We start from the raw sequence: 13,137 nt of genomic DNA on the forward strand, positions 1-13,137 counted from the left end.
TTTCCACTTGGGGGAACTTGAACCTCCTGATAGAATAAGAGAAGTGAACACGCAAAAACGGAGGAACGGAAATGACACAAACTGAGAATGAAACCGTTGACCTTACCCGGTACGTCTCCAATCTGGATCGGAATGTTTACACCATTTATAACTTGCCTGAAGAAGTGATCGCTGTCATCTTTGCCTATGTAAGCCGAAGTCCCGCCAGTTTTCGAGACAACCTAGCTAAGTTGCTGAAAGACGACGATTTGGCTGTGGGAAACACGCCAGAGGGTTCCTTTACCACCTATTCGGAAAAAGCCGCCCGTTTCCATGAAAAATGGGTGGTAGGCTATGGTCACAGCAGTGTTGCCGAACACGCCGTCGCCCATCTGGGAGTGGAAAAAATCAGTCGCCTGGCATCAGCAGAACTGGAATTGGCCAACACCTTCAACAGCTTTACGGAATACAGTCAACGTTATCAACGTCCCAATCGTGGATCTTTCCATGTTCCTGAAGAACTTGATTCATTCCCTGAACTAAAACAAGCCTTTATTCGATTGAATAAAAAAGCTTTTGACACATATGAGCAACTTCTGGCTGGACTGATCCCTTACTTGGAAAATACCCTTCCACGAGAGAAAGGGGAAAGTGACAAACGTTTTTCTTCCCGATTGGAAAAAATCGCCTTTGAAGACGCACGCTATGTGCTCACCTTGGCCACCCAAACCAGTCTTGGATTAACTGGAAATGGACGGGCTCTCCGGGACACTCTGGTCAGGCTGTTATCCAGCCGATATGCTGAATCGCGAACCTTGGCACGGGAGATGGAACGTGAAATCAGTCAGGTGATTCCTACCTTGTTAAAGCATGTAAAAGCGAGCGACTATCTTTTAAGCACCCGTGAAAAGCTGGAGAACCAGCCGCTCCCTCGACCGGAAAGTTCAACACGCGGTCAGGCTTTTGACGGCCCTTCAGCCCGTTTTGTCCAATTAACGGATTATTCCCAGGCTTTGGAGATACTCTGCACCCATCTGTTTGTTGGCGAATACGGTTTTTCCCACGATCAAGCTGCTGAAAAAGCCCGGCAGATGAATTTTCAGGAACAGGAGGAGCGTATTGAAGAGACATTAAAGTCCATCCGTTTTTTCGACCATCCAAAAGACCTGTTCCGTCATCTCTTCTATGCGATGGAGATGACCCTGTCAGAAGCGAATTGGCATCAATTGCTGCGTCACAACCGAGGGACTCATTTCACCTTTGGAGAACCCACTGTGGATTGGGGATATACGATTCCACCTCATGTCCGGGAAGCAGGACTGACGGAAATGTTTTCCCAACTGATGGAGGACGCCGAACGGCTGTTTGATCAGATGCAGCAAGAATGTCCTAACATCGCTTCCTATTGTGTCACCAATGCCCATCATCGAATGGTAAAAGCAACCGCCAACCTATGGGAGCTGTATCACTTGATCAACCTGCGAACCAGTCCGGAAGCACAATGGGATATCCGATCTACATTTGAACAGTTATATATGGAATTGGAAAAGCATCATCCTGTTCTCGCTCGCTATGCCAAACGAAGAGGATAAATCGATCGGAAACCACAAAAAACCTCCGCCTTTAGCGGAGGTTCTTCATTTCAATCATTTCACGGTCAGGTTTATCTGATCTCTATTGTAGATCTTATCACTGATTCCGATTTCATATGGATACGAATGTCAGCGATTCCCCAAAGCACGGACAGCATGTACCAAATCTGCTCCAAGATTGTCCATGCGTTCGCGAATCTCCGGGTCAGACCATTCTCCTTTCATATCAAAGGACCCCGAATCCACCACGATTTGACTTGGTAACACCCAGGCATACAACCCGCGCAACACCAATCGCAGGTTGTTCAGTGCATTGATCCCGCTGCGGCCACCTCCTGCCGCTGCCGCGATCGCCGTCGGTTTTCCTTTAAAGTGGGAACCATTGAGAAAGTCCAATACATTTTTCAACGCTCCACTGATTCCATTGTGATACTCAGGGGTACAAATGAAAAAACCGTCCACTGATAATGCATCTTCTTTCAACTGGCGCACAATCTCAGCTTCTCCTTCCGTCCCACCCCGGAACAGAGGCACTTCAGCTTGACCCACATCAAAGCGAATAACCGTCGCCCCTTCCCTTACCAACTTCTGTTCCGCCCGGTCCGCCAAGGTGCCGGTCAGAGATTTTTCTCTCGGACTCCCATTGATCACCATGATCTTCATATCCCATTTCTCCTTTGGTTAAGATTTAAGTAGCACAACATGTATCAGAATCAATAAGTCTCTCTGTCATCTTACCATTCAACAACATGATTTTTCCATCTATCAGGGCCCGTCCATCTCAAAGACGTCAAGCACGTTTCCGTTTGCGTCGTGTCCGCTCACCATCTGAACGCCACACCTGTTCCAACACCATCGCCACCATGGTTCCGGTTAACAACCCATTGCCACCGACAAACTGCAACACAGCAGGCAAGGATTGAAAAAAAGAAGCTGGCAGCACCATCACACCGGTACCAGAAATCAGTGCCAGACCTAAAATGGTGATTCTTCGCTCATCCAGAGGTTGGCGGGTGAGGTTGCGCACAGCGATGCCTGCAATCCCCGTGAATGATGCTGCCAGTGCAGCATGTGTGACAGGCGAAGGAATGGTTGCCAACCACATCATCACTGGAGGAATAAAAGCTACCACTCCCATGAGAAAACTCCCGATCAGAAACGGTCGCCGTGCTCGTTGACCGATAATCTGAATAAAGCCCGCGCTGTTGGACAGGGGAACCGAGCCAACAGTGGAAAAAAGAGCAGACAGCACCGTAGCGACCCCGGCGATCATCCCACTCCGATTTAATCCAGGACGGGTATTCTTTTCAGAAGCCCCAACCACTTGACCCACAGCAGAAACACTAGCCAAAATGTTGGAAACCAGCACCAACCCGATCAACAGACCGGAAAGCAGAATTCCCGCATCCCAGCGAGGCTCTCCCCATGCGAACACATCCGGTGCCACTCCGGCTCCTTTGGCACCCACAGCCTGGTTTTCTCCCAATACGGTCACCGCTAACCATCCAATCGCGATTCCAATCAAAACGGCGTAGTTTTTCCAGGACCCCTTGCCTCTAAAGGAAAGAAACAATATCAAAAACAGTACACCAAGTGAAATCACAGCTGTTTCACTGTTCAACCTGATGTCCGATCCACCGGCTCCCAGCATCCCCTTCAACAGTACACCGCTTAGTTGGATGACCAAAAGCAATAAGTATACACCGGTTATAAAGGGGGTAAACAGGTTCTGCATGCGTCTTAATAAACGAAATACCCCCAGCAAGGCAAGAAAAAATCCTGCCACCAGCATTCCGCCTTGTAGCAATTGGAGAGCCTCCAAAGGCTCCTGTCCCTGCCGGATCGCTGTTTCTCCCGTGATTACAAACACTCCAAGCCAAACTCCCGCAGGGCCGTCGGCAATTGGCAACCGATGTCCCAACCAACCTTGAAGAAAGGAAGCCACACCGATTACCAGAAAAGCTCGTTGCATCAAACCAGCTACTTCTTCCGGTGATAATTGAAACACCTGACCGATTATAATCGGCATGGCCACGGTATTGGACACAAGAAAAACAAACCACTGAACGGACCCCGCCGCGGTTTGTCTGGAAGGCATCGAGGATTTCATCGAATCACCATCATTCCATTACACTTTAACACTCTTCTTTATTCTCGCTGAAGCGGGTGAGACCGTCAACCACATCTTCATGGAGTCCATCTTTCTGGTGGGTTTTCAAAAGCAATATCCAGCCCTTTGTCAAGGGCTGGATCGTTACGTTTTAATCGCCAATCGCACGAAAAATGATTTTGGCAATTAAAGTGTTGTCCAAGGTGCCGGTCAATCGGTTCGAATAAGGTCCATAGCTGTATATCGGAACGTTTAGTGCTGTGTGTCCGTCCGTTGTCCATCCGATCAAGGCTCGGTCACTGATTACTTTTGCAATTCCATCCGCCGTATTGTCAGCAGAACGAATTATCTCTTTTTCCTCTGGTTTAAGATTCTTTATTCCGGCATAACGGGCCAGAACGGCTTCCAGATTGCTGCCGTCTGCTTTCAATTTTTTTGACATATACTCCGGAGTCCGCTTCACCTTACGAATCACATCTTTGTGATAAGCATACTCACTGTTGGCTCCTACAGACATTCCACCCGTTTCATGATCAGCCGTCACAATAACCAATGTATTTTGATCCTTGCTGGCAAATTTAATTGCCTCTTTGACTGCCTGATCAAAAGCGAGCGTTTCATTCACATTGGTGGCAGGATGGTTGGCATGTCCGGCATGATCAATCCGTCCCCCTTCCACCATCAGGAAAAACCCTTTATCGCTTTTACTGAGATGACGAATGGCTTTTTTTGTCATGGTCTTCAAGTGGGGTTCACGGGTCATTTTTCGATCCAGTTCATAGGTTAGATGTGAATCATTAAAGACGCCCAAAAGCTTTTCCCCGGTTGCTTTACGCAAGGATTTGCGATCCTGGACCACATCATATCCTTTTTGATCAGCCTCTTTCAGCAAATTACGTCCATCATCCCTGCGTCCACCTTCCGATTCTGGCAGGAAATGACGCCGTCCCCCTCCCAGCAGCACTTCAATATCCTGCGTTAACATCTGTGATGCAATCTCATTTTCCATCCCGCGATCCGGCACATGGGAGGCAAAGGCAGCTGGTGTGGCATGAGTCAAACGGGCTGTCGTGACCAACCCTGTCTTCAATCCTCTTTTTTCTGCAGCTTCTAATACTGTCTGAACATTATAAAAATGTTCGTGATCCCAGTGTCGTTTGTTTCGAGGAGCTTGCCCAAGGTAGCCATTATCCGTTTTGTGACCCGCAGAGAAAGCTGTAGCTGAAGCCGCAGAGTCGGTAACCACACTGTCATGGGAATGTGTTATGACATTGCCGGAATGTGTTAGCCGTTGCATATGTAGATGACCCGGCGAGTAGCCCCGCTTACGTTTAGTATAAGCGGCAGCTGTCACTTGGGGAAACCCCATTCCGTCACCCACCATTAGGATAACATTTTTCGGTTTATTGGAAATATCCTGCTTTCCGCCAGCTTGCACACCATGAATTTGTCCACCGATCAAAGCAATTGACAAAACGATCATCAAGAGAACAATTCCCGCTTTTCTTTTTTTCACAAATTATCCCCCTTTATTATATTTTACAAAATCAAGGCTAAACTTCACCTGATAAAATGTCAATCTTCATGATTTAATCTTTACAAAAACAAAAAACCTCCCCTTGATCGGGGAGGTTGTCTTAATTTTATGATTTTTTGTTAATTCCGGCTCCATTGACCGATATTGGAATGTAAGCGAATACGTTTGGATCGCTTGATGTACTCGTCTTTTAAGCGATCCCAGGCAACCTGGTGGGCAATCTCTTCCCGTTCACCCTGTTCGCCGGAAACATGCATCCAAATCAGTTGATAAGCCGTCGAATAAATTTGTGCTGCCCGGTAAGACAGATGTGCTTTTACCTGATCATGCAATTCTAGGTCTTCCACTTCTTCCTGCGACATCAGCTCACTCCCCCAACAATGAAAATAGATTTTTAGAAACCTTTATGATGAGTTCCACTTATCTGATTCAATAAGGAAAATACCCCTTCATTAAACCGGATCTAACGGCAAAATACAAGACTTATTCACATAAATACGGCTTTCTCCATATACTCTACATCTTTACGGGCACCAACCACCCGGTTTTTTGCGAAAGAAGCTTCCCCATGATCACTACAATATTTATGTCTCATCACCTTCTAAACTTCCAGTCTCTTTTCCATAGAGCATTGCAGTGGCCAACGCTTTTTCTTCTGTGGGAATTCTCACTTTAAACAGAACCCATAGATTGAAAAGCGATGTAATGGTTGCTGTAACATAGGCACCAAACATAACAGGCAGAGTTAAAATCTCAGTAATGACTACCCAATAATTAGGATGTCGCAGAAATCGGTATGGGCCGCGAACCACTGGCTGATGACCAGGGATCACCATAATCCGCGTATTCCAATAAGGACCCAAAGAACGAATACACCAGATTCGAAATCCCTGGGCAATTAAAAACACCAAAAAGGGAACCGGCCACCAAAAAGGAGGGGTCACGCGGAATATTGTCACCTCCACAAAGAGCCCGATAAATAAGAACAGATGAATGATCACCAACAACGGATAATGACCTCTTCCTTCCTCATACCCTCCCCGACTTCGAATCCATTCGGTATGTTTTTTCGCAATCGACAGTTCCATCCCCCGTTGTAGAATCACTCCAATCATAACCACCACAAACCAATCGTTCATTTCCAGCATTGTTTTCACCACCGTATCAACACAAGCTCAGAGCTAAATCCAGGTCCCAGTGCTGTAAGCAAACCATACTCCCCCGGATGATGCCGCCGTTGGAGTTCCCGTTCCAAAACAAACAAAACAGTTGCTGAAGACATATTTCCATACTCATTAAGAATGGCATAAGAGCATTCCAATGCTTCTTCCGGTAGTCCCAATACTTCTTCATAGGCCTTCAATACCTTCATTCCACCAGGGTGAGCAATATACCGACGCACCTGATTCAAGGGAACTCCTGTTTGATCCGAAAATTCTTGAATGACGGGCAACACCTCATTTTTTACAATTGCAGGGATGGACTTGGAAAAGATGACTTTCAGTCCATTATCGGTCACATCCCATCCCATAACGTTTAAAGAGTCCGGCCAAGTAGTTGTCATGGTATCCAACACACGGGGTATATGGGAGGAGTTTGCAGGAAGTTCTGCTTCATCTCCCGCCAATAATACGGCTGCCGCTCCATCCCCAAAAAGAGAAGTAGCCACCAAATTACTTTTGGATCGATCATTGTAACGAAAGGTTAAACTGCATAACTCCACGGTTAACAATACAACCCGACTGTCCGGATAGGCTCGGGTGTATTCATAAGCCCGTGCCACCCCTGATGCGCCTCCCACACATCCCAATCCCCAGATCGGTGTCCGTTTGACATGGCGACGAAACCCCAGCTGATTGACCATTCTTGCATCGATGCTGGGGGTTGCCAATCCAGATGTGGAAACAAAAAAGAGATGGTCCACTTCCTCAGGGGAAAGTCCTGCCGCATCCAAACAGCGGGAAATCGCTTCAACTCCCAATCTGCAAGCCGTTTCGGTATAAGCCCGATTTCGTTCAGCAAATCCCCGCTCCTTTTCATACCACTCTCTGGGTCGACTCAACCGACGTGTTTGAATCCGAGAATTTGCAAAAATCGGCAGATAACGCTCTAGATCCTGAAAGGAATCCTTAAACAGACGGACGGCAAACTCCTGTGCCTCTTGCTGTTCCAGGATATGTTCCGGGACAGCGGTCCCGACAGAAACAATCTTTGGCATTCCCGCACCCTCCATCTGTTCGACATTCCCTTAAACATTTTCCCATAGTCTCTCCACTGCTATTGGAAATATGCCCCAAAAAGAAAAAACCATGCGGCTTCAACCGCACGGCATCAATCATAATTGATAATAAGAAAATGATTCCTTGCGTTTCAATCTTTAGATCCTTCTGAGGTATACTTTTTTTACTGAATGATCCGGTCCCTTTTCCAGAATCAAACGGGCTCGTTCCCGTGTCGGAAGGATATTTTCCTTCAGATTCACCCGATTAATCTCCTCCCATATACCTTGAGCCGTTTTTTCCGCTTCCTCTACCGTCAAATCAGCGTAGCGGCGAAAATACGATGCCGGATTGCGAAAAGCTGTCTTCCTGAGAACCTGAAACCGTTCCTGATACCATCGAGCGATGTCCGTTTCATGAGCATCTACATAAATGGAAAAATCGAGAAAATCAGAAACGAACACACAAGGTGATTGCTGCTTATCCACACAAAGATTTTGCAATATATTTAATCCTTCAATAATCAAGATATCAGGCTGATTCACCACTTTCTCTCTGTCGGGAAGAATATCGTATGAGAGATGGGAATAGATTGGGACACTCAGACGTTCCCGACCAGACTTCAAGTCCGTAAGAAACCGGATTAATCGCCGGATATCGTAGCTTTCGGGGAAACCCTTTCTTTTCATCAATCCCCGCTCTTCCAGTACCCGATTTGGGTAGAGAAAGCCATCCGTCGTCACCAGATCCACTTTAGGGTGTCCCGGCCAACGGCGTAAAAGAGCCTTTAAAACACGGGCTGTCGTACTTTTCCCGACGGCGACACTACCAGCAATCCCGATCACATAAGGTACTTTTGGATAAAGATCTCCCAAAAACAGTCCGGTTGCCTCAGCCATTTTTTGATTGCCTGTCACCAACAGATTTAACAAACGGGATAATGGGAGATAAACCTCTGAGGCCTCCTCCAAAGATAGATTTTCATTGATCCCCCGAAGATCTTCCAATTCTTCTCTCGTCAGGGGCATCGGAACAGAGGCACGCAGTTGCATCCACTGTTCACGGTCAAAAGTGAGATATTGTGAAATACCCTTCGTCACACTCATTGCATCGGTTCCTCTCTTTCCACGGAACAGTCCAGATCCTGTTCAAAAGAAAACAAGCCTATGATTCTACTATGACACAATTCTCTCCTTCATTTCCACATGTATCAAACGAGCTGGAATACATCCCTTTATGATCCATGAGAAAACCATGATCAAAGTAATATTTATAGTTTAAAATTAAAGCAACCACACAATTTTTTGTGCTAAAATGCAAAACAGATTTTTCTATTCATTTGGAGTGTATATGGTTGAAAATTAAATTTGCACTGACGCACTGGCTAGTAGCAGGATCTGCTGTCGCCCTTTTTATCTTGGATTTGTGGATCGAAAACGGTTCCGGTACGGTCTATTCCAATTATTATCTGGAAGATATCCTAGGGTACAGGTTCCCCTTGATCGTCACTTTTCTTTTACTGATTTTTTGTATTCTGATCGCCCGAATGCGAGGGGAAGTCTACAAAGATATTTTGGCTGATAAGGCACGGACGTTTATGGAACTGTACGATCACCTGAATGAAATGCAGTGGAGAAGTTCCATAGAAAAAGCAATGGAAAAATTCGCACGAAATGAACCTCATGTACTTGCTTCACAGTTGTATAAATACAATATGAAGCATTATCACCGCCATGTAAAAGTTCAAGTGAATCATATCACAGCTTATGTTTCGGAAGGTTTTGAGCTAAATGCTTTGGTACAGATTATCTTTGACATCGATAAAGATCTATACTATCGGTTTCTCCGTGCCAAAAGGGATATTGACAAGAATAAACCGGATTCGTTGCTTTCCTTGATCGGGGAAATCTATCATGAAATCAAGGAATATGGCAACCGTGATCAAGTGAATGATAATCTCAGCCTAAAATACGCTTTTTTGGTCATGGGTATCAATCTTTTGGAGAACAAATTAAACATCGAGGTTTCTTTTCCGCTCGATGAAGATCTGATCATGGCATTGAACGAACAAAAACGAACGGGCATCTTAAGAGGAATCTTGCTGGACGAAGAAGTATATATCTTTGAACACAAAGGCACCAGTCGGAAACGGGGTCGTCTCTATCTCACAAGAACAACCGAAATTAAAGGAACACCCTATATTTTCATGCTGACGCTGAACCCTGACATCCTGTATGAAGATGATGAATACAATGAATTGGATCGCATTCAACAAAAGTTTGCAAAACATATGCAAAGTACTTTTCATTTACCGTATAATGACCCTATAGATTGAAAGGGGGCTGATTGATTTTGGAAAAATCCACAGAAGGCGATTATATGAATGAAGAATGGGTTATTGACAATTTGCGACAACTGGGATTCACGGTAAAAAAGGATGGAGTCAAAAAAGTAAATCACCAACAATTATTTTCCGCTGTCTTGGGAAAAACAGAAAGTCGCCTCATATTGGGATGATTTTTTAAAAACCTGGGCCTGTGCCCAGGTTTTTTCTTCCCATTTCCTGTAGCGTTCCAAATCCATCCGCCTCCAACACTTTCGCCACTCTTTCCACTCCGTTCAGTCCACGAATCTCGTCGGGATAAAGAGGAATCACGGTCCGGGAAAGTTTGGCGAACCGTTTTTCAATTTCCTGAAGGTAACCATTTTCAATCGCTCTCCTTCCGGCAAGAAACGTACCATCCGCATCATCAGGAATCACACGGTTTACAAGAATCCCAGAAACGGGAACGCCATATTTTTTCAATAACTTCATCGCTTTCTCCGATTCCAAAATGGAGAGCCTCTCCGGATTGAGAACAAAGTAAAAAGATGTGATTTTTGGATTGAGAAGACGCTTCCGTGCAGAGGTATATCGATTTTTTCTTCTCTCCAACAATTCATAAACCCGATCCTTCGGTTCTTCCGATCCTCTGGATACATGCTGGAACATTCGATGCAGTTCCTGGGTTTTCTTTCGTCTGCTTAACATTCCTTCCACCCACACCCCCATCAGTTCGGGCAATGTTAACAAACGCAGGGTATGCCCTGTCGGCGCGGTGTCAAAGACAATCCGGTCGTAATCGGATTCAGCTGCAAGAATAACCGAAACCATCGCATCAAAAAGTGCTGCTTCGTCGGCTCCGGGAGAAGCAAGAGCGAAATCCATCTGCCGCTCTGCTTCCCGCAATACACCCGGAGCAGCCAACCCCTTCATATTCTGTTTTACTTCCTCTATATACTGTTGGGATACTTTTTCTGGATCAATCTCCTGCACCCATAGGTGAGCGGTTACATGAACCGGTTCCGCCGCCGTTTTTAACTCCAAAAGATCCCCCAATGAGTGTGCAGGATCAGTGGAAACCAGCAATGTTTGGTAACCCCGTTGAGCCAAGGCTACTGCATAAGCAACCGAACAGGTGGTTTTTCCTACCCCACCCTTCCCTCCGAAAAAGGTGATTCTTTCTCTCTCCAATGCCAACATTTTTTCCCCTCTCTTAACAGCATTTAAATCCTTCCAACGGAGATTTTTCCATACCCATCCTTTGGTGCCACTGATGAAAATCCTCCACCATAAACGGTATCAACTCCAATGTGTAGTAGGAAACCGGGTTTGGCACTCCCAACGTCTCACACAACGCGAGAAGTTTAAAGAGATCTTCTTCATTCTGAATTTCCTTCAGCATCGTTCGACGGTAAGGAACAAAATACATCTCCTCATAAAACCATTTGATTTGATTCCACCATTGACGAACTTTTGCTGGATCATAAAACATATGCTCCCCCCCTTTCTCCTGTCATACGTCTCTTCCGTAATCCGTTGTAATCGATTGACTGCGGTGACGACGTGCGGCAAGAAGCCCTTCAAGAATCATCCAGAGATTAAGTGCCAAAATGAGTATTCCTACTATCACCAGCATGATATTTCCTTGGTTCATATAATCCGCAATCCCCAGAACCATGCTCCAGGCAGTCATGGTTACTACAAAAACCAGGGGAATCAAGGAAACCAAATAGTTTCTCCCTTTATGCCACAGTAACAGTGTCATCACAATCAAGGAAAGACCTGCGGTCAATTGGTTTGTCGTTCCAAACAGGGGCCATAAAACCATTCCACCTTGTCCAGGATTGGCCGGATCTGCTAGAAAAGCCAATGCAATACAGGAAAGAAAGGCAACAATGGTACTGATATTGATGTTTTTCAAGGCACGAACCTGATATTGCTCTCCGATTTCCGAAAGGATAAAACGTTGCAGACGCATCGAGGTATCCAACGTAGTCGCGGCAAAGGCCACAATCATAATCGAAATAAAAGTCGTTCCAATGACCACTGGGATTCCCAAACTGGCAAGAAAGCTTCCTGCTCCGGTAACAAAAGCACCAACCCCTCCGGAGCTGGCGCTCTCCCAGGTGCCATAATGTTCAGACCATTGATCCAGAGAGGCAAAGCCCGCCGCTGTCGCCATGACAGCAACCAGTGCAAGCAATCCCTCTCCCATAGCGCCAAAATATCCGACAAATCGTGCATCCGTCTCCTTATTCAATTGTTTGGAAGACGTTCCGGACCCCACCAGACCATGAAAACCGGAAATCGCTCCACACGCGATCGTAACAAAGAGCAGGGGAACCAAGTCAGGGGTTCCTTCCGGAACATCCCGGTTGAAAAAGGGAGCATTAAATTCCGGTTGGGCAAAAAACAATCCCAAATAAAGAACGCCCAAACCCAAAAACAGCATGTGTGAATTAATATAATCACGAGGTTGCAACAAAAGCCATACCGGGAGCCGGGAAGCAATCGCTCCATATAAAAGCATCACAATGACCCACCAACCGGTTGTTGGGAGACCGGCAATCGACTCTGGAAGCTGGACAGGCATTTGGGACCCAAGAAAAATAAAAGTAAACAACAATATGAGACCGACCACAGACGGCCAGAAAAGCCCCACTCCCCGTCGGTACACCAAATAGCCAATGCTCATGGCTACCGGCAGTTGAAGCCAATAAGGCAACAGACTTTCCGGAAATCCGGTGAATAAGTTCGCGATGACAACAGCAAACACCGCGTTTACCAACAACAGTAAAAAGAAAATAATCAGAAGGAACAGACCTTTGGCTCTGGAGCCAATCACAGAATGAGTGATGACACCCACCGACTGTCCTTTGGATCGGACAGAAGACCATAACGTCCCCAAATCATGCATTCCGGCAAAAAAGATGGTTCCAAATACCACCCACAACAAGGCTGGACCCCAGCCCCAAATCACTGCAATCGCCGGACCCACAATCGGAGCTGCTCCAGCAACCGAGCTGAAGTGATGCCCCCAAAGGACGAATTTGTTCGTCGGCAAATAATCCACTCCATCCCGGAATTCATGAGCCGGCGTCTGAAATTCCGGGTCCAGGCGAAATACTTTTTCAGCCAGATATTTTGAATACATACGGTACCCCAGAAAAAATAACAGCAATGAACTGAGTGTTAACCAAACCGGATGGCTCATATCTTCCCCTCCCTATAAACGTTTGTTGAGTTGGTATTACTATTTTAAGAGAATCTTTATTCTTTATTCAACAAAAATTCAGATCTCTTTTGGAGTAAAGACTTTTGAGTTGACGTTTGCATTTCATTAGCGTTAAAATATGAATACATTCATTTTTGAACGA

At 45.9% G+C, this 13,137-nt stretch carries 13 protein-coding genes; 3 read left to right on the top strand and 10 right to left on the bottom strand.

Features of this window, described 5'->3' with window-relative positions; genetic code table 11:
* Positions 1–71 precede the first annotated feature (71 nt).
* On the top strand, positions 72–1,571 hold the full coding sequence (locus tag FN782_RS12995) for an FAD-dependent thymidylate synthase (RefSeq protein ID WP_142506237.1): 1,500 nt from the start codon (positions 72–74) through the stop codon (positions 1,569–1,571).
* A gap of 129 nt (positions 1,572–1,700) precedes the next feature.
* Here FN782_RS12995 and FN782_RS13000 read toward each other — a convergent pair whose 3' ends face one another.
* The 7 genes from FN782_RS13000 to coaA all read right to left on the bottom strand — a co-directional run bounded on the left by FN782_RS13000 (position 1,701) and on the right by coaA (position 8,543).
* Positions 1,701–2,234: an NADPH-dependent FMN reductase gene (locus FN782_RS13000; RefSeq protein WP_142506238.1), complete on the bottom strand. Its 534-nt coding sequence runs from the start codon at positions 2,232–2,234 to the stop codon at positions 1,701–1,703.
* A 127-nt stretch (positions 2,235–2,361) separates the two neighbouring features.
* Entirely contained in the window at positions 2,362–3,681 is a 1,320-nt protein-coding gene (locus FN782_RS13005) for a purine/pyrimidine permease (RefSeq protein ID WP_246064950.1), read from the bottom strand.
* Between the two features lie 151 nt (positions 3,682–3,832).
* On the bottom strand, positions 3,833–5,197 hold the full coding sequence (locus FN782_RS13010) for an alkaline phosphatase (RefSeq protein WP_142506240.1): 1,365 nt from the start codon (positions 5,195–5,197) through the stop codon (positions 3,833–3,835).
* Between the two features lie 140 nt (positions 5,198–5,337).
* The gene (locus FN782_RS13015; protein ID WP_142506241.1) at positions 5,338–5,580 is read right to left on the bottom strand and encodes a ChaB family protein; all 243 of its coding nucleotides are present in this window, start codon (positions 5,578–5,580) and stop codon (positions 5,338–5,340) included.
* Between the two features lie 222 nt (positions 5,581–5,802).
* Positions 5,803–6,366, bottom strand: a complete 564-nt coding sequence (locus FN782_RS13020; RefSeq protein WP_342778398.1) for an isoprenylcysteine carboxyl methyltransferase family protein — start codon at positions 6,364–6,366, stop codon at positions 5,803–5,805.
* A gap of 5 nt (positions 6,367–6,371) precedes the next feature.
* Complete coding sequence (locus FN782_RS13025; RefSeq protein ID WP_142506242.1) at positions 6,372–7,436, bottom strand: type III polyketide synthase; 1,065 nt, start codon at positions 7,434–7,436, stop codon at positions 6,372–6,374.
* 159 nt (positions 7,437–7,595) lie between these two features.
* Positions 7,596–8,543 (bottom strand): type I pantothenate kinase, encoded by a 948-nt coding sequence (gene coaA, locus FN782_RS13030; RefSeq protein ID WP_142506243.1) that lies wholly within the window; start codon positions 8,541–8,543, stop codon positions 7,596–7,598.
* Between the two features lie 248 nt (positions 8,544–8,791).
* Here coaA and FN782_RS13035 point away from each other — a divergent pair, with 248 nt between their 5' ends.
* Complete coding sequence (locus tag FN782_RS13035; RefSeq protein ID WP_142506244.1) at positions 8,792–9,772, top strand: hypothetical protein; 981 nt, start codon at positions 8,792–8,794, stop codon at positions 9,770–9,772.
* A gap of 17 nt (positions 9,773–9,789) precedes the next feature.
* On the top strand, positions 9,790–9,954 hold the full coding sequence (locus FN782_RS16920; RefSeq protein ID WP_185956289.1) for a hypothetical protein: 165 nt from the start codon (positions 9,790–9,792) through the stop codon (positions 9,952–9,954).
* Between the two features lie 4 nt (positions 9,955–9,958).
* Here FN782_RS16920 and FN782_RS13040 read toward each other — a convergent pair whose 3' ends face one another.
* Genes FN782_RS13040 through FN782_RS13050 form a run of 3 tightly spaced genes read right to left on the bottom strand, consistent with a single transcriptional unit; the run spans position 9,959 to position 12,974 of the window.
* A complete protein-coding gene (locus tag FN782_RS13040) occupies positions 9,959–10,960 on the bottom strand; it encodes an ArsA family ATPase (RefSeq protein WP_142506245.1) in 1,002 nt (333 codons plus the stop codon).
* Between the two features lie 13 nt (positions 10,961–10,973).
* Positions 10,974–11,252, bottom strand: a complete 279-nt coding sequence (locus tag FN782_RS13045; protein ID WP_142506246.1) for a cory-CC-star protein — start codon at positions 11,250–11,252, stop codon at positions 10,974–10,976.
* 21 nt (positions 11,253–11,273) lie between these two features.
* The gene (locus FN782_RS13050) at positions 11,274–12,974 is read right to left on the bottom strand and encodes a carbon starvation CstA family protein (protein ID WP_142506247.1); all 1,701 of its coding nucleotides are present in this window, start codon (positions 12,972–12,974) and stop codon (positions 11,274–11,276) included.
* Positions 12,975–13,137 lie beyond the last annotated feature (163 nt).

This window comes from Melghirimyces algeriensis (assembly GCF_900182565.1).
Lineage (GTDB): Bacteria > Bacillota > Bacilli > Thermoactinomycetales > DSM-45169 > Melghirimyces > Melghirimyces algeriensis.

Excerpts from the sequence above, each read along its gene's own strand:
- FN782_RS13015 (WP_142506241.1), bottom strand. The coding sequence starts at position 5,580 with ATGTCGCAGGAAGAAGTGGAAGACCTAGAATTGCATGATCAGGTAAAA.
- coaA (WP_142506243.1), bottom strand. The coding sequence starts at position 8,543 with ATGAGTGTGACGAAGGGTATTTCACAATATCTCACTTTTGACCGTGAA.
- FN782_RS13025 (WP_142506242.1), bottom strand. The coding sequence starts at position 7,436 with ATGCCAAAGATTGTTTCTGTCGGGACCGCTGTCCCGGAACATATCCTG.
- FN782_RS13020 (WP_342778398.1), bottom strand. The coding sequence starts at position 6,366 with ATGCTGGAAATGAACGATTGGTTTGTGGTGGTTATGATTGGAGTGATT.
- FN782_RS13040 (WP_142506245.1), bottom strand. The coding sequence starts at position 10,960 with ATGTTGGCATTGGAGAGAGAAAGAATCACCTTTTTCGGAGGGAAGGGT.
- FN782_RS13000 (WP_142506238.1), bottom strand. The coding sequence starts at position 2,234 with ATGAAGATCATGGTGATCAATGGGAGTCCGAGAGAAAAATCTCTGACC.
- FN782_RS13050 (WP_142506247.1), bottom strand. The coding sequence starts at position 12,974 with ATGAGCCATCCGGTTTGGTTAACACTCAGTTCATTGCTGTTATTTTTT.
- FN782_RS13005 (WP_246064950.1), bottom strand. The coding sequence starts at position 3,681 with ATGAAATCCTCGATGCCTTCCAGACAAACCGCGGCGGGGTCCGTTCAG.
- FN782_RS13045 (WP_142506246.1), bottom strand. The coding sequence starts at position 11,252 with ATGTTTTATGATCCAGCAAAAGTTCGTCAATGGTGGAATCAAATCAAA.
- FN782_RS12995 (WP_142506237.1), top strand. The coding sequence starts at position 72 with ATGACACAAACTGAGAATGAAACCGTTGACCTTACCCGGTACGTCTCC.